The organism is Pseudomonas sp. TE3895 (assembly GCF_056278855.1).
On sequence record NZ_JBWBQE010000001.1, the window covers coordinates 4,668,358 to 4,692,307 of the forward strand.

18 protein-coding genes are annotated in these 23,950 nt (G+C 62.9%); 7 read left to right on the top strand and 11 right to left on the bottom strand.

Translation table 11 applies throughout. The features are described 5' to 3' along the window. Positions 1-14: 14 nt before the first annotated feature. Complete coding sequence (locus ACZ889_RS21155; RefSeq protein ID WP_014860836.1) at positions 15-170, bottom strand: DUF2986 domain-containing protein; 156 nt, start codon at positions 168-170, stop codon at positions 15-17. Positions 171-381: 211 nt separating this feature from the next. Between ACZ889_RS21155 and ACZ889_RS21160 the strand changes: the two genes are divergently transcribed. Next, on the top strand, positions 382-2,136 hold the full coding sequence (locus ACZ889_RS21160; RefSeq protein ID WP_476257782.1) for a phosphoethanolamine transferase CptA: 1,755 nt from the start codon (positions 382-384) through the stop codon (positions 2,134-2,136). Between the two features lie 10 nt (positions 2,137-2,146). On the opposite strand, the gene ACZ889_RS21165 is transcribed toward ACZ889_RS21160, so the two are convergent. The 4 genes from ACZ889_RS21165 to ACZ889_RS21180 are packed head-to-tail and all read right to left on the bottom strand — an operon-like array spanning position 2,147 to position 5,551. Next, positions 2,147-2,677, bottom strand: a complete 531-nt coding sequence (locus tag ACZ889_RS21165; protein ID WP_180689789.1) for a PqiC family protein — start codon at positions 2,675-2,677, stop codon at positions 2,147-2,149. Between the two features lie 11 nt (positions 2,678-2,688). Continuing rightward, a complete protein-coding gene (locus ACZ889_RS21170) occupies positions 2,689-4,329 on the bottom strand; it encodes a PqiB family protein (protein ID WP_047603932.1) in 1,641 nt (546 codons plus the stop codon). Continuing rightward, positions 4,329-4,958: a paraquat-inducible protein A gene (locus ACZ889_RS21175; RefSeq protein WP_180689788.1), complete on the bottom strand. Its 630-nt coding sequence runs from the start codon at positions 4,956-4,958 to the stop codon at positions 4,329-4,331. The genes ACZ889_RS21170 and ACZ889_RS21175 overlap by 1 nt, the downstream gene beginning before the upstream one ends. Then, a complete protein-coding gene (locus ACZ889_RS21180; RefSeq protein WP_014860839.1) occupies positions 4,955-5,551 on the bottom strand; it encodes a paraquat-inducible protein A in 597 nt (198 codons plus the stop codon). Before ACZ889_RS21180 ends, ACZ889_RS21175 begins: the two co-directional genes overlap by 4 nt. Positions 5,552-5,701: 150 nt before the next feature. Between ACZ889_RS21180 and ACZ889_RS21185 the strand changes: the two genes are divergently transcribed. Then, positions 5,702-6,175: a YMGG-like glycine zipper-containing protein gene (locus ACZ889_RS21185; RefSeq protein ID WP_014591473.1), complete on the top strand. Its 474-nt coding sequence runs from the start codon at positions 5,702-5,704 to the stop codon at positions 6,173-6,175. A 45-nt stretch (positions 6,176-6,220) separates the two neighbouring features. Here the strand turns inward: ACZ889_RS21185 and ACZ889_RS21190 are convergent, their stop codons facing one another. Continuing rightward, complete coding sequence (locus ACZ889_RS21190) at positions 6,221-7,132, bottom strand: LysR family transcriptional regulator (protein WP_180689787.1); 912 nt, start codon at positions 7,130-7,132, stop codon at positions 6,221-6,223. A 277-nt stretch (positions 7,133-7,409) separates the two neighbouring features. On the opposite strand from ACZ889_RS21190, the gene ACZ889_RS21195 reads away from it, so the two are divergent. Both ACZ889_RS21195 and ACZ889_RS21200 read left to right on the top strand, forming a co-directional pair. Next, positions 7,410-7,796: a VOC family protein gene (locus tag ACZ889_RS21195; protein WP_003250815.1), complete on the top strand. Its 387-nt coding sequence runs from the start codon at positions 7,410-7,412 to the stop codon at positions 7,794-7,796. Between the two features lie 41 nt (positions 7,797-7,837). Beyond that, positions 7,838-8,407, top strand: coding sequence for a hypothetical protein (locus ACZ889_RS21200; RefSeq protein ID WP_180689786.1), 570 nt, complete (start codon positions 7,838-7,840; stop codon positions 8,405-8,407). A gap of 166 nt (positions 8,408-8,573) precedes the next feature. On the opposite strand, the gene ACZ889_RS21205 is transcribed toward ACZ889_RS21200, so the two are convergent. From ACZ889_RS21205 to ACZ889_RS21215, 3 genes are all read right to left on the bottom strand, one after another. Beyond that, positions 8,574-10,250, bottom strand: a complete 1,677-nt coding sequence (locus ACZ889_RS21205) for an MFS transporter (RefSeq protein ID WP_020193582.1) — start codon at positions 10,248-10,250, stop codon at positions 8,574-8,576. A gap of 261 nt (positions 10,251-10,511) precedes the next feature. Then, the gene (locus ACZ889_RS21210) at positions 10,512-10,931 is read right to left on the bottom strand and encodes a VOC family protein (RefSeq protein WP_003250810.1); all 420 of its coding nucleotides are present in this window, start codon (positions 10,929-10,931) and stop codon (positions 10,512-10,514) included. Positions 10,932-11,006: 75 nt separating this feature from the next. Next, positions 11,007-11,933 carry an alpha/beta fold hydrolase gene (locus ACZ889_RS21215; RefSeq protein WP_003250808.1) on the bottom strand — a complete coding sequence of 309 codons (927 nt, stop codon included), beginning with the start codon at positions 11,931-11,933 and terminating at the stop codon, positions 11,007-11,009. Between the two features lie 182 nt (positions 11,934-12,115). On the opposite strand from ACZ889_RS21215, the gene ACZ889_RS21220 reads away from it, so the two are divergent. Beyond that, positions 12,116-17,005: an NEL-type E3 ubiquitin ligase domain-containing protein gene (locus ACZ889_RS21220; protein ID WP_476257783.1), complete on the top strand. Its 4,890-nt coding sequence runs from the start codon at positions 12,116-12,118 to the stop codon at positions 17,003-17,005. 7 nt (positions 17,006-17,012) lie between these two features. On the opposite strand, the gene ACZ889_RS21225 is transcribed toward ACZ889_RS21220, so the two are convergent. Further along, complete coding sequence (locus ACZ889_RS21225; protein WP_476257784.1) at positions 17,013-19,517, bottom strand: UvrD-helicase domain-containing protein; 2,505 nt, start codon at positions 19,515-19,517, stop codon at positions 17,013-17,015. Between the two features lie 186 nt (positions 19,518-19,703). Here ACZ889_RS21225 and ACZ889_RS21230 point away from each other — a divergent pair, with 186 nt between their 5' ends. Then, positions 19,704-20,402: a pirin family protein gene (locus tag ACZ889_RS21230; protein WP_180689783.1), complete on the top strand. Its 699-nt coding sequence runs from the start codon at positions 19,704-19,706 to the stop codon at positions 20,400-20,402. A 214-nt stretch (positions 20,403-20,616) separates the two neighbouring features. Beyond that, a complete protein-coding gene (locus tag ACZ889_RS21235) occupies positions 20,617-23,388 on the top strand; it encodes an amino acid adenylation domain-containing protein (protein ID WP_180689782.1) in 2,772 nt (923 codons plus the stop codon). 26 nt (positions 23,389-23,414) lie between these two features. On the opposite strand, the gene ACZ889_RS21240 is transcribed toward ACZ889_RS21235, so the two are convergent. Beyond that, a complete protein-coding gene (locus ACZ889_RS21240; RefSeq protein WP_476257785.1) occupies positions 23,415-23,900 on the bottom strand; it encodes an isochorismatase family protein in 486 nt (161 codons plus the stop codon). Positions 23,901-23,950: the final 50 nt, after the last annotated feature.

The following is a 23,950-nucleotide window of genomic DNA, read 5'->3' on the forward strand; positions in this document are numbered from 1 at the left end:
TTTTAGGGGCAGTGTCAGTCGGCCAGCTGCGGAGCCTCCCCCGACGCCTCTGCCTCCATCTTCAAGCGGTCCGCCTTGCAGATGTACTTGGGCTTGCGTGGCGCCAGCTTGGCACTGGCCTTTTTGGCATGCGCCTGCAATAGCTGCTTGATCTTCTTACGACGGTTCATAGTCTACGGGGCCTTTCAGGACGTTTCGCTGCCGCCATCATAACCCGGCAGCCTTGGGAAAACGCGGTGAACAGCCCAGCTTATGCCTGCTACGGCCACGCAGCTCACAGGATTCAACGCGTTGACGTATTTTTCACAGTCCGCAGATTAGCGTCACGCCCTTTCCGGTCACGCGCACAACCGCTGGCCGCCAAGGTACGACGAGGCATACGTGTCAAACACTACATCCCCCGCCGCGCACAAGCGCGTGGACTGGGCCGGGCTCGGCTGGCTCTTGCTGTTCTTCTGGTATTTTTCCGGTGTAACCCAGGCGCTGCTGCTGTTCAGCGGGACGACCGGCTTCGCCGGTTTTCGCGATGCGTTATTCCTCAGCAGCCTATGGCTGGCGCCCGTCCTGCTGCTGCCGCGCTTCACCCGCGCCACCGCGGCAATCATTGGTCTGGTGCTGTGGGCTGCATCGCTGGTGGGCCTGAGCTACTTCGGCATCTATCGCCAGGAGTTTTCACAAAGTGTCATCTTTGTGATGTTCGAGTCCAACACCGCCGAGGCTGGTGAGTACTTCAGCCAATACTTCAGCGTGGGGCTGGGCCTGGCACTGGTGCTGTACACGCTGGTCGCGGTAATGCTGTGGCGGCGCGTGCGCCCGGTCAGCCTGCCGCTGCGCAGCCGCCTGCCGGTGGTCGTGCTATTGCTGGTGGCCAACCTGGTCATGCCGTTCTACAAGCAGATGGTCACCCAGGAGCGAAACTTCGCCGATGCGCTCGAAAAAGTGCAGCAGCGAATGGAGCCGGCCGTCCCTTGGCAGTTGCTGGTCGGCTACCGACAGTACCGCCAGCAACTGGACAACATGCAGAAACTGCTGGCCCAGAATGCCGCACTGCCACCGCTGCAAAACCTGCGAGACAGCAGTGGTACAGCGCCACGCACCTTGGTATTGGTGCTCGGCGAGTCGACCACCCGCGAGCACATGCACCTGTATGGCTATGACCGCGACACCACGCCCAACCTCGACGCGCTGGCCGCCAGCGACAAGGGCCTGACCGTGTTCCGCGACGTGGTATCGCCGCGCCCGTACACCATCGAAGTGATGCAGCAGATCCTCACGTTCGGCGACGAGCAGAACCCGGACCGTTTCCTCAGCGACCCGTCGCTGATCAACCTGCTGAAACAGGCAGGCTACAAGACCTTCTGGATCACCAACCAGCAGACCTTGACCAAGCGCAACACCATGCTCACCACCTTCTCGCAGCAAACAGACGTGCCGGTGTACCTGAACAACCAGCGCAACCAGAATGCCCGCCAGTACGATGACGTGGTGCTGGCGCCGTTCGAGAAAGCCCTGCAAGACCCTGCGCCCAACAAGTTCATCATCGTGCACCTGCTGGGCACGCACATGGACTACCGCTACCGCTACCCGGACGACTATGCGCACTTCAACGACAGGCAGGGTGTGCCAGCCAAGCTGACGGCGGACCAGGTAGAAACCTACAACTTCTATGACAACGCGGTGCGCTACAACGACTATGTGGTGTCGACCCTGATCAAGCGTTATGCGGCAGGCAACCCCAACGGGTTCCTGATGTACCTGTCCGATCATGGTGAAGACGTGTACAGCTCCGGTGACCACGACCGCCTGGGGCGCAATGAAGGCGCACCGACCCGGCCGATGTACACCATCCCGTTCCTGCTGTGGACCTCGCCTAGCTGGCAGGCCGAACACCCGCGTGACTTGCAGGCAATGGCCAACCGCCCCTACAGCAGTTCGCATCTGATCCATACCCTGTCAGACCTGGCAGGATTGAGCTACGACCGCTATGAACCGGCCAAGAGCCTGGTGAGCCCACAGTTCGTGGTAGCACCACGCTGGATCGGCGACCCATACCGCAAGGATGGCTTGCGCGAGTTCGACCACCTGCCGCTGGACAAGGCCGACAGGGTGCAGGAAACAGCCAGCACCCGGCAGTAATAAGGCCGGTTCATGCCCGGCAGCTACCCTGCAGGGCACTCCCCCGCACCGCCTCGGCCAACTTGCGCAGGTTGGCCTGGTGTGCATTCACCAGGCTGGTGATGCTGTTGTCCGCGGCAGTCTGCACGGACGTACGGCAGGTCAGCTCGGCCTGCCCTTGCTGCTTCAGGCGCCACACGGCCTCCAGCGAGGCGTAGCGCCCTGGTACCGTGTCGAAGCGCTGCACATCCACCCGCAGCGACGCTCTGCCGCCACCCGCCGGGCCGCCCAACTGGTCCTGCAGGGCGCTGCGGAATTCATCCACCAGGTTGGCGCCCCACCACTCCGTCTCCAGGATGGCCAGGCCGCTCTGCCCTTGCCGCACCACCAACTGTGGGCGGTCGACCTGGGGCGGCACAGCCACCCTGACCACCTGGATGCGCTGGCCGCTGTCACGTACCGGGTCGCTCGGTACCAACGTGTGGTAGTTGTTCGGCGTACTGCTGCAGCCCCCGAGCCACACCAGCAGGCTGGCCACACATGCATTGCGCAGTCGTTGCATCGGCTGTCTCCTCAGGGTTCAAGGTCTGCGGACCCGGCCGCTTTCGGCCGGCCACGAATCAGCGACTCGGGGTGGCGGCCCAGGTAATCGGCAAGGTCACGTAGCGAACGCGACATACGCTCCAGCTCGTCCAGCGTTTCACCCATTCGCTCGCGCTGCGGCGAATCTTCGGAAATGGCCGAGTTGGCCGTGCGCAGGGTCTTGTGCACCTCGTCCAGCGCCACCTTCACCTCCGGCAGCGTCTGGCCATTGAACTGCCTGAGGCTGGCGCGCAGCTCACGCAAGCTACCGTCCAGGTTACCGGCGATGCTTTCCAGCGGCAGCTTGGCAATGCGCTCCATCACCCGCTGCAGCTGTTCCTGCAACTGCTCAAGGCTGCCGGGCAGCGTCGGGATCATGATGGGGTTGGCAGCCATGTCGAAGGCCACCTTGGGGGCATCGGGGTAAAAGTCCAGCGAAATGAACATCTGCCCGGTGATCAGGTTGCCGCTACGCGCCTGGGCCCGCAGCCCATGTTCGACAAAGGTGCCAATCAGTTTCCGCGCCCCTTCCATATCGCCCTCGGTGTGCTTGAACACCGCCAGCATCTTGCGGTGCACCGGCCCTAGCCGCTGCGGGTAGATCACCGCATCGACCACTACCGGGAAGCTCTGCCGCGTAGCATCGTAATCGAGCTGGATCGAGGTGACCCGGCCAAACTCCACCCCCTTGAACTCCACTGGCGCGCCCACCGACAGGCCGCGCATGGCCTGGTCGAAGCGCAACTGCAGGTACTGCGCCTGGCCATGCGGAGGCGACAGCGCCATGTCGCGGTCGGCGAATAGCTGGAAGCGGGCCTGGTCGGCAGCAGGCTCGGCTTGCGCCGCGAAATCGGGCGAGCCGAAGGCCAGCCCGCCCACCAGAATCGACGACAGCGATTCGGTATCGACCTTCAGGCCATTGGCACCGATCTGCATGTCAATGCCACTGGCATTCCAGAAGCGCGTGTCAGCAGTGACGAAGGTGTCGTAGGGCGCCTGCACGAACACGCCAATCTCTACCCCCTTGCCATCGCCCTGAAGGGCAAAGGACACCACTTCGCCCACCGGGATCTTGCGGTAGTAGATCGAAGAGCCGATATCCAGCGAGCCCAGGTCGCTGGCGACAAGAACAAAGCGCTTGCCCTTTTCGTCATAGGTGATCGGCGGCGGCAGCTCCAGGCCGACAAAGGACTTTTCCGGCACCTTCGACTCGCCGGAATCGGCCCCGATGAAACTGCCCGAAAGCAGCGTGTCCACCCCGGAAACCCCGCCCACGCCGATGCGCGGTCGCACCACCCAGAAGCGCGCTCCCCGGGTAGCGAATGAACGGGCATCGTTGGAGAGCTGAACCTTGGCCACCACGCTCTTCTTGTCGTCGGCCAAGTCCACCGTGGTCACTTCGCCGATCACCACGCTGCGGTATTTTACCTGGGTCTTGTGCGCCACCAATCCCTCGCCGCTGTGGAAAGAAATGGTGATCACCGGCCCTTGCTGCATCCAGTTGCGCACCACCAGCGAAGCGCCGATCAGGATCGCCAGGATCGGCACGATCCATACCAGCGACACACTCCAACGTCGGGTGCGCACTTCAACCTGCCCAGGGCCCTCGCGCTTGTCAGTCTGTTGCCCCATCAATGCGGCCTCCCCTCGTTGGCACGGCTATCCCAGATCAAGCGTGGATCAAAGCTCATCGCAGAGAACATGGTCAGCACTACCACCATGCCAAAAAACAGAATGCCCACACGCGGTTCGATGGTGCCCAGCCCGCGCAGTTGCACCAGCGCAGCCACCAGCGCCACTACCATCACATCGAGCATGGACCAGTAGCCGATCAGCTCGACGAAGCGGTACAACTGCGAACGCTGCCGGCAGGCCCAGGAAGAACCACGCTGGGCAGTGAACAGCAGCAGGCCAAGGGAGAAGAACTTGATGGCGGGCACACCCACGCTGGCAATGAAAATGATCAGCGCGATGTCCCAGGCCCCGGCTTCCCAGAACTCCAGCACGCCACCGCCAATGGTGCTTTCTGTACCACTGCCGAGCATTTCGGTGTGCATCACCGGCAGCAGGTTGGCGGGGATGTAGAAAATCAGTGCGGCCAGCAGAAACGCCCAGCCACGGCTGATGGCATTGGCCTTGCGCCGGTGAATGACGGCGCCGCAACGGTTGCAGGTGTGCGCGCCACTGCGCGTGTCGCATGCCTGGCCACAGCCATGGCACAGACACAAGCCAAGGTCGTGCGCCTTGACCGGGGCAGTCATACCTGTTCCCACAAGTCGCGGATGTCCTTGCCAGCAATGTGGATGATCAACATGCTCAGTGCGGCCAGGGCCAGCAGGCCGATACCGGGGATCACATCGAGCAGCCCCGCCAGCTTGATCACCGCCACCATCGCCCCCAGCAGACACACCTCCAGCATGCTCCAGGGCCGCAGGCTTTCCAGGCCACGCATGCACAGGGCAAAGCCGGGAGCACGCTGGCCGGCAAGGGCAAAACTCAACACCCAGCACAACAGGGCAATTTGCAGCAGCGGCGCAAAAATGATCGACAGCGCCATGACCAGGGCGATGAAGGTGATACTGCCGTGACTGAGAATCTGCACGGCGTCCCACAATGTGGCCGAGTGGGTCAGCCCCTGCATGCCGATGGTCATCACCGGGTAATAGTTGGCGAACACCAGCAGGACACCGCCAGTCACACTCAATGCCAGCCGCTGCTCGATGGTCAGTGACCTGTGCCGATACAGCACGCCACCACAGCGCTGGCAAAGGGCACGTTGATGTTTGAGCAGCGGTGCACGGTGGTACACCGTGTCGCAATACTCGCAGATGATCAGATCTTGCGTCTGGCTCATGGTTTGCCCACAGGTAGCCTTGGTTCAGGCCAGGAGGCTAATCGGAACGGCGTCTGATATCCGGTGTAGACCATCTGGGCAAAACTTCCATCACGACCTCAAAGGCGAACTATCCTGTGAGGCGGGCTTTCCGCCCGGTGGAGGTGTGCCATGCGTACGTTCACGTGGAGTTACCTGTTGATGCTGCTGTGCGCAGCATCGGCCGCCCAGGCGCAGTCGGTGGTGCCGCTCAAGGGCCAGAGCAGCCAGCAGATGCAACTGGATATCAACGATTGCAATACCGTCGCCACCAATGCCGCAAACGGCACAGCGACGTCCAGCGACCCACATGTCGGTGGCCGGGTTCGCGGTGCAGCTGCGGGTGCCGCCGCCGGTGCTGTAGGCGCGCAGGTGCGCGGCAACCAGCATGACGAGTTGTATGACCGGGTGGGTGACGATGCCAAACAGCAATACCGGCAGAACCGTGCCGGCGAAGTGGCCGCCGCCGGGGCCGCGGTCGGTGGCATGCGCCAGCGCCAGGACCGGCGCCAGGACCGGCGCGGCCAGGACGAGGCCAAAACCCAGGCCCATGCCAGTGCCTACAGCGGTTGCCTGCAAGGGCGCGGCTACCAGGTCAACCCCTGAGCAATCGCCACGCCATGCTCCTCCTGCCGGGGTGGCATGGCGTGCTCAGCTCAGGAACTTCGCCAGCTCTTCCCGGCAAAACTCCACGAACAACTGCGCCGGTTTGGTCAGCTGGACTCGCTTCAACCACGCCGCAGCCAGCCCCGACAGCGCCACCGGCTCGGCAATGTCGAGCATTGCCAGGCGCTGGCCGTCATAGGTGTATTCCGAGTGCGGACGGGTTACCAGCAACGAAAAACCGAAGCCCTGACCGACCATGCCGCGCACCATCTCGATCGACGGCGAACTGAAGACGATGTTCGGTGCCAGGCCCAACTCGTTGAACAAGCTGACGAAGTAGGTGCGGCTAGGGGCCACGTCCAGCAGGATCATCGGCTCCGGGCACAGGTCGCGCAGCGAGACCTGGGCCTGGCCGGCAAAGCGGTGGTTCTCGGGTAGCAGCACATAGGGCTTCTGCGGCGGCATCAGCGGCTCGGCCTCGATGGTGCCATCCAGGTCGTGGTCATAGAGAAATGCCAGGTCGAATGTTCCGGCGGTCAGGCCCTGGATCAGGTCCTGCTGCTCACCGTCGCGCAGGCGAATGTCCACACCCGGGTAGCGCTGGCGAAAGCCGGCGATCAGACGCGGCAGGTACAGTGGCGCCACGGTTTCGAAACAGCCAATGTCGATTTGCCCGGCGACGGTATCGTTGTCGGCCAGGGCGTTCTGTTCGAACTCATGGGCCATCTGCAGCAGCGACTTGGTCTTGGCGTAGAAGCGTTTGCCGCTGGGCGTCAATGACACACCCTGGGCGTGGTGGCGGATGAACAGCTGCACACCGAAACTTTCCTCCAGGCTCTTGATGGCCGTGGAGATGGACGGCTGGGCGATGTACAGCTGGCGTGACGCTTCGGCCACACTGCCCGCTTCCACGGTGGTGACGAAGTACTTCAGTTGTCGCAAGGTATAGGCAGCCACAGGGTACCTCTCTGACGCGGGTCTTGGCAGGCTGGGATCATGCCTCACACTTTACCCTTGGCTGCCGCTCTGCGGGCGCTGAGCGCTGAAGGATTTACCTATGCCTTGAGCAGGTTTTTTGTAGGGTCTGCCAGTACCTCGGCTCACAGGCCTGCGCAAACCGGTGCCGCACCACGCTTGCGCCTGGAACGGGGCCCCGTGGCACAGCAACCACTGGTCAAAAACGCCCGAACGTCTTTACTGATAGTCATCGGCCCCAGGTAAACGGTGTGTGCTTATGAAGATCGTGGTCACCAGCATCCTCGTCGACGACCAGGCCAAGGCCCTGGCTTTCTACCACTACGTACTCGGTTTCGAGCCCAGGCACGACATCCCCATGGGCCGGCACCGCTGGTTGACCCTGACTTCGCCCAACGACCCCAATGGCGTCGAACTGCTGCTGGAACCCGACGCGCACCCGGCGGCCAAGGTGTACAAGGCCGCGCTCAAGCAGGATGGCATCCCCGCCACCTCGTTCGGCGTGCGTGATATCCAGGCCGAATACACCCGGCTATGTGCGGCCGGTGTGCAGTTCATCCGGCCACCAACCCCAATGGGGCCGGTTACCGTGGCGGTGTTCGATGACACGTGCGGCAACCTGATCCAGATTGCCCAGAAGCACTAGTCGGTTGCCCTTACCCCAATGCGCACCCACAAGGAAAACAGATGCGCCACGAATTCAGCGAAGTGCTCAACGACCTGGTCGACTACTTTCTGCTTGGCGATATCCAGTTGCTCGAACGCTTCAAGCAAGACCAGCAACTGCCCGACGACCTGGCCCATGCGTTCACCCACGGCGACAGCGGCGACCAGGCGGTGCGCGAAGGCATCGTGCTGCCGCTGGCCGGTGTCGACAACCTGCCCTACCGCATCCTGTTCACCCTCGATAACCACACACCGGCCCTGCGCGAAGCCGGCAGCCGCCTGAAGCACCGGCGCAATGGCTATGTACTGCGGATCGAGCACGGTGCGCTGATGCTGTACACCTGGCGCATCCTGCAGCACTTCACGCCCAAGACCCTGGGTGACCTGATGGCGCGTTACCAGCTGCCTGGGCGGCCGATCATCGAGCTGGACAATGGCTGGTACGACGTGGAGGTGCTGGCGGGGGCACTGGTGCGCGACGGGTTGTACGAGCCAGCGTTCGAGTTCGTGCTGAAGAAGCGCTGGAGCCGGGGTGAGGCGACAGCTGTGGATACCGGGTATGCATTCGGGCTTCGTGGCTACTTCGACTGATTGATCGCCTGTGCCGGCCTCTTCGCGGGTAAACCCGCTCCTACACAGCGTTCGAGGCCTGTGCCGGCCTCTTCGCGGGTGAACCCGCTCCTACAAAGCGAGGCCTGTGCAGTACCTGTAGGAGCGGGTTCACCCGCGAAGGGGCCAGCACAGGCAAACTCGATCTTCAGGTGTGAGTGATATCCCGATCTTTGGTCTCCGGCAGGAAGAAGATCCCCAGCACCGCCGTCATCACGGCAATCACAATCGGGTACCACAAGCCGTAATAGATATCCCCGGTCGCTGCCACCATGGCAAACGCCACGGTCGGCAGGAAGCCGCCGAACCAGCCATTCCCGATGTGGTAAGGCAGCGACATTGAGGTGTAGCGGATGCGCGCCGGGAACAGCTCCACCAGCCAGGCGGCAATCGGCCCGTAGACCATGGTCACGTAGATCACCAGAATGGTCAGCAGCAACAGCACCATCGGGTAGTGGATTTTCGCCGGGTCGGCCTTTTCCGGGTAGCCCGCCTCTTTCAATGCACCACTCAGGGTTGCGGTAAACGCTTCGCTTTGCACCTTGAAGTCCGCCGCCGCCAGGCTGCTGCCATCAAAGCTCGGCAATACCCGTTCGCCAATGCGGATCTGTGCCACGCTGCCGGGCTCCGCCGCTTCATTGGTATACGGGATGGCGCGCTTGGCCAGCAGGCTCTTGGCAATGTCGCAGGAGCTGGTGAATTTGGCCTTGCCCACCGGGTCGAACTGGAATGCACATTGGCCCGGGTCGGCCACCACCACCACCGGGTTCTGCTCCTGGGCAACGAATACATCCGGGTTGCCGTACTCGGTCAGTGCCTTGAAGATCGGGAAGTAGGTCAGCGCGGCGATGATGCAGCCGGCCATGATGATTTTCTTGCGGCCAATCCGGTCGGACAGGCTGCCGAAGAAAATGAAGAATGGTGTGCCGATCAACAGTGAACCGGCAATCAGCAGGTTGGCGGTCTGCGGCTCGATCTTGAGCGTCTGCAACAGGAAGAACAACGCGTAGAACTGCCCGGTGTACCACACCACGGCCTGGCCGGCGGTGCCGCCGAGCAGCGACATGATCACCACCTTGAGGTTGTCCCAGCGGGCGAACGATTCGGTCAGGGGCGCCTTGGATGCCTTGCCCTCGGCCTTCATCTTCATGAACACTGGCGACTCGTTCAGCTGCAGGCGGATGTACACCGAAATCGCCAGCAGCAGAATCGACAGCAGGAACGGTATCCGCCAGCCCCAGGCCTCGAACGCTTCCGTCCCCATGGCCGTGCGACAGGCCATGATCACCAGCAGCGACAGGAACAGCCCCAGGGTGGCAGTCGTCTGGATCCAGGCGGTGAAAAAGCCGCGGCGGCCCTTGGGCGCATGCTCGGCCACGTAGGTGGCCGCGCCGCCGTACTCACCGCCCAGCGCCAGCCCCTGCAGCAAGCGCAGGGTGATCAGGATGATCGGCGCGGCCACGCCGATCGTGGCGTAGCCCGGTAGCAGGCCCACCACTGCGGTGGACAGGCCCATGATGACAATGGTGATGAGGAAGGTGTACTTGCGCCCGATCATGTCGCCCAGGCGGCCGAACACGATGGCGCCGAACGGTCGGACGGCAAAGCCGGCGGCAAAGGCCAGCAAGGCAAAGATGAACGAGGTGGTTTCATTGACGCCAGCGAAGAAGTGCCTGGCGATAATCGCGGCGAGTGAGCCGTACAGGTAGAAGTCGTACCACTCGAATACCGTGCCCAGGGACGAGGCGAAGATGACCTTGCGCTCCTCCTTGGTGATACCGCGTTGGGGCGCGCTGCCCGTGGATGTGCTGTCGAGAACCGCCATGGGTTGCCTCCGTCATGTTGTCATGCAGGCCGGAGCACCTCACAACCACTTCACCGTCGCACCCAGGCCCTTGAGCTTGCTTTGTTTGCGCGAAGCACGACGAGGCGGGCCGCCTCGGATCGCAGCAAGGTTCATGAAGCATAATCGGGATTGGCTGGATATCCACCCGCCGGGCCCTGCACGAGAGGGCGGCCTGGACGACACGCCGCACCGGGGTGCTGGGCGATAGCGGGTTGGCTGACGATTTTGGTGGGTGTGGTTTCACCCGCCAGGCACTACCGGCCCCTTCAACTCGACCTGATTACCATCCGGGTCGTAGCAGTACAGCGAAAGCCCCTCGCCTTCGGCACCATACCGCTTCTCGGCAGGCTCCACCTTTACCCCGGCGGCTTCCAGATAGGCCGTCAACGCGGCCTCGTCGAACGGCTCGATGCGCAGGCAGAAATGGTGCAGGTTGCGCCCTTCCACGCCCGGTGCCGCTCCGCCTGGCTGCCCCAGCGGGCCATCCAGGGTCACCAGGTCGATCATCGCCGTGCCCGTGGCCAGGTGCACCATGCCCAGGTCTTCGCGCACGCGGCTGACGGTGCAGCCGAGCAGTTCGGTGTAAAAGGCAACACTGCGCGGCAGGTCACTGACCCGCAACACCAGGTGGTCGATGTGCTTGATGGTGAAAGGCCGCATGCCGGGCTCCCTGTGGCGTGTTTGCGAATACGTTCGCCACCATAGCCTAGGTTCACCCGGCGTGACCAGAATCAGCTACTCGTTCACCAAGCGTTGCAGTACGCCCCCTTCATGGCGCGTCAGGATACGCAGCAACTGGTCGACCAGCGCCCGGTCCGGCGCATCCAGGTGGAAGTGGTGCCCGCCTGGGTGCCAGGAGACTTTCGCCTGGCTGGGCAAGGCGGCCTGACGCCGGGTAAAGGCCTCGCCGGTGAAGGCCCCCTGGCGGCCGAACAGCAGGTACAACGGGCAGCGGATCTGACTGAGCAGGTCGCAGGCTTCGCGCTCGGTCAGGGGCATGGGTTCGGGCAATACCAGCCGCGGGTCGTGGCGCCAGCAATAGCCATCGTCCAGCTGTAGCAGGTCGCGCAGCGCCAGCAGCCGAGCGGCACCTTCCGACAGTTCGGTGTCCAGCCGCTCGCGGCGTTGCGCCAGGGCGGTGTCCAGGTCGTCGAAGCGACCAACATCCGGCTCGGCAAAACCCGGCAACTGGCTACGCTGTACCATGCGCTTGAGCCGGTAAGCCCGCGCCAGGTGCTGCACGCGGTCATCCTCAGCCACCGTGAACGGTGCCCCCATGCCGTCGAGGAAGGTCATGCTGGCAATGCCACTGGTCATGGCCGCCAACAGCGACGCTATACCGGTGCCCATCCCATGGGCCAGCACATGAAATTGCGCCAGGCCCAGGCTGTCGGTCACCGCCAGCATGTCTTCGGCATGCTCCCACAGGTAATAGCCGCTGTCGTGGCGACGATGCCCGGAACGGCCATGGCCGATCAGGTCGGGGGCCACCACGAAGCAGCCGTCCAGCATCGGAGCCAGGCGCTCGAACGAGGCAGCGTTATCCAGCCAGCCATGCAAGGCCAATATGGGAATACCGTCTTCTGCCCCCCAGGTGCGAACCGCTATTTCAACGCCATCGAGGTCTAGCAGGTGGTCTTTCGGACTGCACAGCGAACGCATTGCGATTCTCCTTGGCTGAAGCCTGCACCATGGCCTGCCTCACCCTCTCGCAGATGCTCCCTCGCTGCCAGCCCCCCACCGACCCGCGCATACGCAGGACCGACTGCTGCCAACAACTATCTACCGCACCCCGGCGCCTTGATCAGCGTGGACTGTCTCCCCCCACAAAAGAGATGGTGACCATGACAACCCCGACACCGTTACATCAAAGCCAGATAACCCGATCGTTACCGAAATGGAGCAAGGCGCTCCAACCCACGCATACGCGCAAAGTGGTGCAGAGCCTGTACAAGGAGTACCTCGATGAAGATGGCACCCCTTACTCGTGGTATGCCACTGCCGATGAGCCAATGCGTGAGCAGTTGCACAAGGCGTTGCAAACCCGAAACAAACGGCTGGCGCACGTCAAGCAGGCGCTAGGCGAGTTCAAGGACATCATCGCGTTCTGCGGCCCTCTGTTGACCGAGCGGTTGAAGCTGAATGTACCCGTAGACAGGGCGCAGTATGTGTTCCAGCCCTTTGAGTCAGAGGCCAACATCTGGGTTGGCGTTCCCGATGTGGAAACGCCTTTGGTCCCGGACGTGGAAGCGGAAGTGTTGGCCACCCGCCCCGTAGGCCAGCCGCAAACACGCAGTTTGCTGGAGGCTGCCCTGCACAACTTCGAGGGGCTGGACGAAGTCGGTCCCTACAGCAGGCTCACCGACGCCGCTGGCAGCGACACGTCCCTGGCAGGCCTGACGATGGCGGACTTCGTGAGACATTGTCGGGCACTGGACCTTGGCAAACGCTATCAAGACCATTTGCTTGCAACCCATGAAGGCGCCAATCGCGCTGAAATCCAGCGCCTGTCGATTGCAGCGAACCGTGAGGCCTTGAGGGTCCAGGCATTGATCGCCAAGCTCAAAGGCCTGCTGAGCGAGGCCGGGCTCGATGCGCTTGGGCAACTGTGCGACGGCAAGCCTCACCCCACCTATGAAAACGAGGCGTTGCATTGCTGGCACTTCAACCTGTTCGATACCCCCGTCCACGAAATACTGTTCATCGGGCCAGACAACCCTTACCGCAAGAACCCCTGCATTGTGTATGTCCCTGGCGACAGCGAGCACCCGGTAAGGGAGTTCGCTTCTCGTCAGGAAGCGGGCAAGCACCTGCGCAGCCGGCTATTGCAAAGCGAGTTTCGCCGCGCCTTGGTGCATTTCGCCTACAAGGACAGGCAAAAAGAACTCGCCGTAAAGCTGGAAATCGCGCTGTTCGAAGAGGATGAAGCGGGCATACGCAAACCCCGCATCATGCCAGTGATCCCTTTCACGCTCTCGCCCATCAGGACCGACCCTTGGACGTCCTTGTACAACGCACACCTTGCGCGCATGAAGGCCGACGCAAAAACCATTGCTGTGCCTACCGCCGAAGTCGACGCCAACGCACGCAATGAGCGTCTGAAGTACTGGTTCGACCTGGGGATGAACGTGCTGAATGTCGCCGCGTTCTTCGTGCCGGGGCTGAACACGGTCATGCTAGGCGTTTTTGCTTACGACCTGATGAGCTCTGTTTTCACCGGGTTCGAGGCCTGGGAAGAAGGTGATACCCGGCAGGCACTGGCGCAGTTGGAATCATTGGCCATCAACGCGGGCGTGATTGCCGGCTTTGCAGTGGGCACCAGGATCGTCCAGGCGTCTGGCTTTGTCGATGCACTGAAAAGTGTATGGCATGAAGACAAGGAAGTGCTTTGGCACCCCGACATGAAACCCTATGCGAGCACGGCGGCTATTCCTGAGGAGGCTCAACCCGATTTGCTCGGCCATGTGCACGTCGACGGGAAGACCTACCTGAAGCTGGATGGGACCCTGTACGAGGTGTTTCAGGGCGCTGATCAGCAATGGCGCGTGCGCCACCCTGATGACGCGCAGGCCTATGCCCCACGCTTGCTGCATCATGGTAACGCCCGCTGGCAACTGGCCCATGAACAGCCTCTGGAATGGGACCGTGAACAGCTTGCGCGCCGCCTCGGCAGCCATAGCGCAGGCCTGGACGACAGCGAACTGGACCATGCCATGCGCACTACCGGTACCGATCCAGACGTGCTGCGCCGCACCCAGGCAGCGGGCCTGCGTCCACCCGCTTTGTTGATCGACACGCTGCAGCGGTTGCAACTGGACAATCAGACACAACAGATCATCAACTGCGTACGCCATGGGTTGCCGCTGGCTGCGTACAAGAACTTTGCCTTGCCTGAGTTGCTGCGCCTGCCGGGGTGGCCCGAGGGGAACGTGCTGAAGGTTTACCAAGGGCCAGAACCCTGGGGCGAATCGGTGCGCTACGGCCCCCCTCACACGCTGGGCCAGACAGAAATCGAAATTACCCGTACCGACCTGGACAATGGCCAGTTGAGCCAGACCGTGCTGGATCAGATGGATGAAGAAGCCATTGAGCAGTTGCTCGGTGACACACCCACTGAGCACCGATCGTCCGCACTGAACAACAAGCTCGCGCAACACCTGGAACAGCATCGCGAGGCGCTGTTCGAGAGCCTGCAACAACGACGCCGTCCCACACACCCACCCACTGCACAAACCCTCGCCCGGCAGTTTCCCGGGCTGCCGGACAGCGCGCTTGAAGAATTGCTTGCCAACCTCAGCAACGCCGAACGGGAACGCCTGACCAACGGCCGGGTGCCGCTTCGCATTGCCGAGGAAGCACGCCTTCTGCAAGCTCGAGCGCGGCTTGACCGCGCCCTCCTCGGCCTGTTCAGGCCTAGCCTGGCCAACGACGACAGTCTACGCATCAAGCAGGCGCTGCAAGCCGCGCACCCGCAGGCTGACCCGGCGCGGTTGCTGCAACTTGCCCTTGACGATCGCCAGCACTGCGCCTCACTGATCGGCCAGCAACCCATCAACCCCAGGTTCCGCTCCCCTTTGCGGTTGGCCAACGGCCAGCTGGGCTATCCCCTGAGCGGCCGTGGCCTGCAAGGACGAGCCTTGCCGGCTGCACGTCGACTCCGGGCGCTCTACCCCGAACTCAACAGCGAGCAAATCAGTGGGCTACAAGCCGAACTGGCTCGAGGAGGTGACCTGGGTAGCGCCATCAACCGGCTGGAGGTCGAGCAGCGTACCCTCAACCGAGATCTCAACCGCTGGGTAAGCACCGCCCGCACCCTTGAAGAGCGCTTTGATCGCCAGCAATGCACCGAGCGACTGATGAGTGCTTCCCGCCGTGAAGGCGGCGCGCAAGCCGAAACACTGGTACTGGACCGTATGCAGCTCGAAGCGCTACCCGCTTTTACTGCACGCATGCCGCATATCCGCAATCTCAGGCTCGAGGGGCTGCAGATGCGGCGCCTGGAGGGCAGCTTCCTGACGAACTTCCCTAACCTGGAAACCCTGGAAATCGTCGGCAACCCGGACATCGATGCCGAAACACTGTTCGAGGCGCTGAGGTCAGCACCGCGGCTACGCGAGCTGGGCCTGACCGACAATGGCCTGACCACCCTTTCACCCACCGCCCAACAGGCCATCGGGGCAATGCCCGGCTTGCGACTCCTGTGGCTCAGCCGCAACCGGCTGCAACTCGACACCACCAGTTTGGGCTTCCTGACGCGCTTGCCCCTGGATGCCCTCGGCCTGGGCCACAATCAAATCACCCTGGACCAAAGCCTTGCCGCCCAGTTTCAGGACATGATTCACCCCACTGTACTGCACTTGTCAGGCAACCCACTGCAACTGGCACCCGACCTGCGCTTCATGGCCCGTCTTGTCCACCTGGAGCTTGAGCGTTGCGAACTGCAGCAGTGGCCCGACAGCCTGACCGTCCTGATGAGCCAGCCCCAGTACCAACTGCGCTATCTGAACCTTTCGTCCAACCGCATTCGTACCCTGCCAGACTTGCCTGGCGTGCTGCGTACCCCTTTTGCCCGCGATGTCGCCGCGCACTTGCCGGAGCGCCGCTGGCTGTTCAACTACAACACCCTGGAAGCCCAGACACGTGCACGCCTGGGCAGCAGCGGCGTCAACGTTTTCGAACACGCAGAAGACGTGCCACTGTGGCAAGGCGTTTTCCGTGGCGAGGCGAGCAATGCCGAGGAGCAGCTGTGGAGTGACCTGTTCGACCAAGGTGAAAACGCAGCGCTGCTGGGCGTACTCGAACGTCTTGCCCAGTCGGCAGAAGCGCAGCGTGATGGCGAGGCCCTGAGGGCGCGCGTCTGGAAGCTGCTGGATGACGCTGCCCACGACACCGTGCTGCGTGAGCGCATCGCCACCGTGGCCGGCGACTTCCCGCCAACCTGTGGCGACGCAGGTGCCGACGCGTTCAGTGCCTTGGAGATAGAAGTGCTGGCCCACGAAGCGGCAGCCGTCGCCGGTAGTCGACCCGCTGATCTACTGAGCCTGTATGGCAAGTTGTATCGACGCAGTCAGGTCAATCAACTGGCCGATCGCATCAGCTGGAGAAGGTCCTTGCGCAAACAGGCGCTGCTCGACGGGGCCTTCGATGAAAACCTCCCCCCCTACGATGAGCTCGACGACCCCTCAGCCTTTCCGGACAGCGAACTTCAAACGGGGCTGGTGGACGATGTGGAGGTACGTTTGGCCTTGCGCCAGTCGTTAGCCAGCGCGCTGGACTACCCTGAGCCGAGCCGAGGCATGCTGTACCGCAATACGGCCAGAATCAACGACACAATCATCGAAATGGTGAAAGCTGCGGTCCGTTCCCTGGACAGGGATGCCATCGCTCGGGAGCAATGGTTGACCCAGCAGCCGGGCTGGGTCGAGTACTTGAAACGAGAGCACGCGGCACAGTTCAGCCTGATCACCGACTTCTGGCGGCCAGGCCTTGACTACCTCTATTACTGCCTGGATGAAACCGCCGAGCCGGTGACATCCCTGGACAGCTCTGTGCGACGAGCCTTGGCCAGGGTGATGCCTGAAAGCCCGGTGGATGCTGACGGCAGGCTACGTCGCGTGGTGCTCAACGAGCAGCAGTATCGCCAGGGCGTTGACGCGCTGACTGCCGAGCAGCAGCAGGTTGAAACCGGTCTGCTGACCAGCCTCACCCGCCAGACGCAAACAATCGGCCGCTGACCCCCACTCACTGCCCGCGCAGGTCTTCGAAGAAGGCCTGCTTGCCGTCCACCTGGCTGGACGCCCGTGGGGCCGCTGCGGCGTCACCATTGGCGGCCTCTACGTGCCAATAGCAGTGTTGTACTGCACGGGTCACCGCCACGTAGGCCAAGCGCTGCACTTCTTCCTTCTGTGCCGTATCGAACGGTTGGGCATCACCTGCCTTGCCCAGCCCGGCCTGGCGGTATACCTGGTTCTTGTAGGGTGAGCTGGTCAGGTACTGGCAGTCACCCAGCATGAACACCGCATCGGCCTGCAAACCCTTGGCACTGTGGTAGGTCAGCTGGCGCAGCCGGCGCTGCTCGGCCGGAAGCGCCGCGTCGGCGTGCAGCACGCTTTGCAGGTGCTCGTTCATCAACGCTCGGTCACTGCCCTTGCGGTACAGCATCATGACCGTCTCACCCCGCTGGTAGTGCTCGACAAGCGTTTCGCCCAACGCAGCCTCGTCACGGTCGAACACCTTGACCGGCGAGCCGGGCAACTCGGCCGCCGGGCCACTGGCGCGGGCTTTCTTGCCGGCAATCGCCGGGGTGCCCTTGACCAGGTGCTCGGCCGCATCGATCACCTGTTGCTGGCAGCGGTAGTTGTCGACCAGCATCACCCGCGTGTTGGCCGGCGACGGGAACGCCTTGGTGAACTCCATGAAATACTTGGGCGAACTGCCACGCCAGCCGTAGATCGATTGCCAGTCGTCACCCACGCACAGCAACGACGAATGCTGGGCATGGCGCCCGGTGTGCATGGCCGGGCCGCGGCGCCGTATTTCAGCGAGGCAGGCACGCAACCAGCTGACGATCTGCGGCGACACGTCCTGGAACTCGTCGATCATCAGGTGCGCCAGCGGCCGCAGCAACGGATCGGGCAGCAAGTGCAGGTTTTCTGGGTTGTTCTCGCCAAACAGGGCGAACATGCGGTTGTAGCTCATCACCGGCGGCGACTGGTCCAGCAGGTGCGCTTCCAGGGCTTTCCAGTACAACGCCAGGGCCTCGAAGAACAGTGCATCGCTATCGCCGGACGGAAAGCTCATCGCCGCCACTGCTTTGTTCACCTCCAACCCCAGGTTTTCGATGAAGTTGGCGGCACCGACGAACGCATCCAGCAGCGGCGCCGGGGCCAGTTCGCCCTTGACCTTGTACTCGAAGCCAGGACCGGCCACAGCATCGCCCGCCAACGATGCCGCCAGGCGCCTGGCCATGGCGTAGTTGTCGAGCCAGATCAGCGGCCTGTCGCAGAACGCCTGCAGCAGCGTGCGCTTGACCGCCCACTCGGCACGCACGGTCAGCTTGGCGCCGGGGCGCTGGTACTGCGCGCTTTGTGCAGGGTCGAAGCCCAGCACCACCAAAGGCCCCTGGCCTTCCAGGCGGCCATGCACATGGAAGCGGCTGCCACGGATGTCGACCGTTTCGCGGCAGGGCTCGATGCCCTTGATCGGCCAGACGCCGGCGGCAAACCACAGGTCCTCGATCACGTCGCACAGTTCTTCGTCGCGCTGGGCGGCCAATTGGGTCACCTGTGCGCGCTTCTGCACATCGGGGTTGTTCGGGTCCAGCGGCTTCAGTTGCAAGGCTTCGCTACGCAATTGGCCGACCAGCTCGGCAAAACGCGGGCTCTCGCCCAGCAAGCTGCTGTAGCACTGGTTCAGCTGCTGGCGCTGGGCATCGTTCAGGCGCAGGTCGAACGGGTTGCTGTCGGCCTCGGCCTCACGCCCGGCAGGCATCTCGTGGCCCAGTGTTTCAAATGCACGCACCTGGCCGAAGCCCGGCAGGCTGCGCACCAGCGGCAGGATGCGCGAATGGAACGTGCGCACCAGCTCGCGGGCCTGCGCAGGCTGCAGGTTGATCTGCCACAGGGCGAACACCTGCAGCAGGCGCTTGATGAAGTCCTTGCGCGACTCGCGGGTGAAGGTGACCACGGTCATCGCATCCAGCTCGTAACCCAGGTAATGACGCAGCAGCAGGATACGCAGCACCAGCGACGTGGACTTGCCTGCCCCGGCGCCTGCCACCACGCAGGTAGACGGGGTGTCACTGAAGATCAGCTTCCATTGCGCGGCGCTGGGCTGGGCTTCGGCGGGCAGGCGCTGGGCGACATCGGCCTTGAAGCGCTTTTTCAACTCGGCCGTCAACGGCAGGCGCCAGTCGTCGAACAAGTTGTCATCCTGGCCTGGCACGGCGGCGCTGTCGGGGCGCGTATCGCGGATCACCAGCACTTGGCGCCCCGCTTCAAAGCCCTCCACCCGACCACGCTCGAACCCTTCACGCACGCCATCGGCATGGCCAGTGCGCTGGCCTGTGGCGTGGCCGAGGAACCACGAGTCGCGGTGCTGGGCTTGCAGGCGGGTCAGGCCACGCCCCAGCAAGCGGGCGGCCAGGCGGCGAAACCAGGGCAACTGGGCAGGAGGGGTAAGGTCGGCGGGGGCCAAGGGTTGCTCGTGGGCCACGGTCACTCCGTTGAAAATCAAAACAGCAGGCATGTTCGCCGCATCGACGAAAAATCGCCAGCGAATGCTTGCAGATCAGTGGATTAGGCGATGAAGCGAATAAAACGCCACAGAAAAAAACATCTATAAATCAGATTGTTTTAAGCCGATATTTACGCTTATTTTCGATGTTTCTTTAGCGCATCATGGCGTCATTCCACTGATTCAAGGAGCACGACCATGCTGCAACTGCGACCCTTCGAAAGCCTCGGCCACGCCAACCATGGCTGGCTCGATGCCCACCACCATTTCTCGTTTGCCGAGTACTACGACCCGGCACGCATGCACTGGGGTAACCTGCGGGTTTGGAACGACGACCTGATCGCGGCCGGCAGCGGCTTCCCACCGCACCCGCACCGCGACATGGAAATCATCACTTATGTGCGTGAAGGCGCGATCAGCCACCAGGACAGCCTGGGCAACAAGGGCCGTACTGAAGCCGGTGATGTTCAGGTCATGAGCGCCGGTACCGGCATCGTGCACAGCGAGTACAACCTGGAAGACATCGATACACGTATTTTCCAGATCTGGATCGTGCCGGAGCGCACCGGTGAAGCACCGCAGTGGGGTAGCCGGCCGTTCCCCAAAGGCGAGCGCGGTGAGGGCTTCGTGACCTTGGCCAGCGGCCGCGCGGGTGACGAGGAGAGCCTGCAGATCCGTACCGATGCCCGCCTGGTGGCTGCCACCCTGCGAGCCGGTGAAACCGCCGAGTACCGCTTCGATGCCGAACGCCGGGGTTACCTGGTGCCGGCCAAGGGGCTGGTGGAGATCAACGGATTGCGGGCCAAGGCGCGCGATGGCGTGGCGATCGAGCAGGAAGCGGTGCTGCGGGTGACCGCCATCGAGGACAGCGAGATCGTGCTCGTGGATGTGGCCTGAAAACCAGGCCTGTGACAATCCATGTCGCAGCACAAGGCGGCTCCCCTGGAACAACCGCTAACCCGTCGGTTTAGCAGTGTTTTGTGGGGGCTGCCTTGCTGCGCTGGAGCTCCCGGCTATCGCAAGCAGCGATCATGCATTGGCGCCATCAGCCAGCCTGCACTAGCGTTGTGCTACCAGCCAGCCCAACGTTCCTGCGGAGCACTCGATCATCATGCCGGACCTGCGCCCGAACCCGACGCTGTGCCTGGCGTACCGTGCCGAACAGCCCATTCACCACGCGTTCATCAAGCAGGCCAGCCGCTGCCCGGCGGCCATTGCCATCATTGGCCAGCACACAACCTGCAGCTACTCCCAACTGGAGCAGATCAGCGCGGGCATTGCCGCGTTTCTGGTTAAAAACGCCGCCAGCGGCACCGATCGTGTGGTCATCGTCACCCGTCGCAGCGCCGCCCTGGTTTACGCCATGCTCGGCTGCCTGCGTGCCGGCCTGGCCTTCACCGTGGCTGACGCCGCTTACCCAGCCGCGCGTATCGAGCAAATCGTCAGCACCCTGAAGCCTGCGGTGATACTGCGCTGCGCCGAGGCTACCGTCGACGTCGGCCAGCCCATGGTCGTCACGGTGCCTGAAGCCCCCGCTGAAGCGCTGCAGGCCTTCCCTGGCCAACCTGTCGCGCTGCCCACTGTCAGCCCTGAGCAGCCGGCCTACATCACCTTCACCTCGGGCAGCACCGGTGAGCCCAAGGGCATCGTTACCCACCACGCACCGCTGGTGCACTTCATCGACTGGCATGTGCGCCAGCACGGTTTTACCCAGCCCGACACCTTCTCGCTGCTTTCTGGCCTGGGCCACGACCCGGTATACCGCGACGTGTTCACACCACTGTCGCTTGGCGCGACCATTGCCTGCCCGGCCCAGGCGACCCTGACCGACCCCTCACGGCTGGCCAGCTGGCTTCACCAGCACGGTGTGAGCGTGATCCACCTCACCCCGCCGCTGGGCAAGCTGATCGAAACTGGCGCACACCTGAACGGCCAGGTTCTCGACCACCTGCGCTACCTGTTCTGGGGTGGCGATGCACTCAGCCCGACGCAGTACCAGCAGGTCCGCGCCATCGCACCGAATGCCGTCAATGTGAACTTCTACGGCACCACCGAAACCCCACAGGCCATGGCTTTCCACACCCTCGACCCGGAAATGGACAATGCCCGCGTGCCCCTGGGCAAAGGCATTGCCGATGCACAGTTGCTGGTGGTCAACCCGGCCAACCAGCTGGTCAGCGAGGGCGAGACAGGCGAAATCCTGATCCGCAGCCCCTACCTGTCGCGGGGATACTGGGGCGACCCGGGGCTGACCGAAGCCAAATTCATCGCCAACCCATTCACCGCTGACGCGGCCGACCGCTGTTACCGCACGGGTGACCTGGCCACCTATCTGGCCGATGGCAGCGCCAGTTTTCTGGGGCGCGCTGACAGCCAGGTGAAAATCCGGGGGCATCGCATCGAGCTGGCGGAAATCGAGAACGCCATCTGCCGTCACCCGCACATAGGGCAATGCGTTGTCCTGGCCAACCACGAGGGTGCATCGACCCGGCTGGTGGCTTATTGCGTCGCGCAGCAGGCCATCCGTGCTGACGAACTGCGCCAGGCCCTCAGCGGCCAGCTGCCTGACTACATGCTTCCGGCGCTGTTCGTGCTCCTTGATGCCCTGCCGCTCACCCCCAACGGCAAAGTCGACAAACGCGCGCTGCCTGCGGCATTTGACGACAGTATCAGCCCACCGTTGTCACCCTTGGCCGAAAAGCTGAGTACAGCCTGGGCCCGCATCCTCCAGGTACCGCGCCTGGATGCCAGGTTGAGCTTTGTCGAACTGGGCGGCGACTCGTTGTCGTTCGTGCAGGCGTCGCGTGTGCTGGAGGCGCTTATCGGTCACCTGCCTGAACGTTGGGAAACCCTGCCGGTTTGCCAGCTGGCCGAGCTGAGTGCGCCGCCCAAAGGCGTGTGGCGGGTAATGGAAATGCCGGTGTTCATCCGCATGCTCGCCATCATCCTGATTGTGGTCGGCCACCTGGGTGATTTCGACCACTGGCCGATACTCGGCGAAACCTCGGTGCTGTTCCTGGTCTCCGGCATCGCCCTGGCGCGCTTTCAGCTCAAGGCCATCGAAGCGCGTGGCGATGCACGCACGCTGCTCAGGCCACTGGCAGCCATCGTGGTGCCAACACTGTTGTACAGCGCATTGATCCAGCTGGTATTCGCCCGGCTGCACTGGCAATCGCTGCTGCTGGTTTCCAACTGGTTCCCCGCCAGCGAGGTCAGCCTGTTCAACTATTGGTACATCGAAGTGTTGGTGCAGATGATCGTGATCATTGGCCTGGTGCTGTCGATCAGGCGCGTGCGCCAGGTGCTGGTTGCCGACCCGTTTCGCTGGCTGATCATCGCTGCCTGTGCACTGGTGGCGCTGGATGTGCTCCTCAACCAGTTCGTATTCGACGCCAGCGCCCTGCTCAACCGGGTGCCCCAGCACTTCCTGGCGGTGATGGTTCTGGGCATGGCCGTGCACCATGCCGACACGACCTCACGCAAATGGGTGGCCAGTGCAGTGGCCGTGCTGGTGGTTGGCGAGTTGGACCTGATGGCGCTTGCCGGTGTTGGCTGGCAAGCGTTTACACACTATGTCGACATCGCCCTGCCAGCGATGCTGGCACTTGTCTGGTTCCGCTCGGTGCCAGTACCCGCCCTGGTTGCACGGGCAGGTGCGGTGATCGCTTCGTCAACCTTGTATATCTACCTGACGCATTTCCAGTTCGAGTCGGTGGCGGAGCATGTTTTCAGGCACCCGCTGTTCGAGATAGCCCTGGCACTCGCTGGAGGAGTACTGGTGAGCTATTGCTGGAACACCCTGTTGCGTCTGCTGTTTACCCGCAGGCGCAAGCAGCATCAGGCGCGTGGAGCCGATACAGCTGAACGCGCCACCTCTGCCTGAACGAAGATGACCCGCCAGCGCATGCACTACTCGCGTCCGGCCAGTTCAGCCAGCACCTCGGCCGAGGTGGTGACCTGGCGGAAGTGGTGCTTCCACAGGTCAGTCCCCAGCTTGCCCGAGCGGTCCAGCGACGACCCTATTGTCATGTCTGTCACCAGCGTGGGCATCAGCCCTGCATCGAACAGGGCAAAGCCGGCGGCCAGCACGCAGGTTTCGGTCTGCAACCCACACACCAGCACCCGCTCTACACCCAGTTGCCGGATGTACTCGATAGCTTCGGCACTTTGCCCATAGCCATGCTTGACGAACACCTGGTCGGCCTCGACCAGGCTCTCGTCCTCGGCCGCCGGGTGCCAGCCGAGCTGGCGCTCGAACGGCGTGACCTGTTCATCGTGCAACTCGACCGAGGCTATGGTGGGAATGTTCGCTGACAACTGCCGCAAACCATCGACCAGCCACTCGGGCGGGCTGAAGGTGGACTGAACATCGACGATGAGCAAAACCTGGCGCATGAGCGGATTCCGGCACGGGCAAAAGGCAAGGAGTATAACGCGAAGCAACT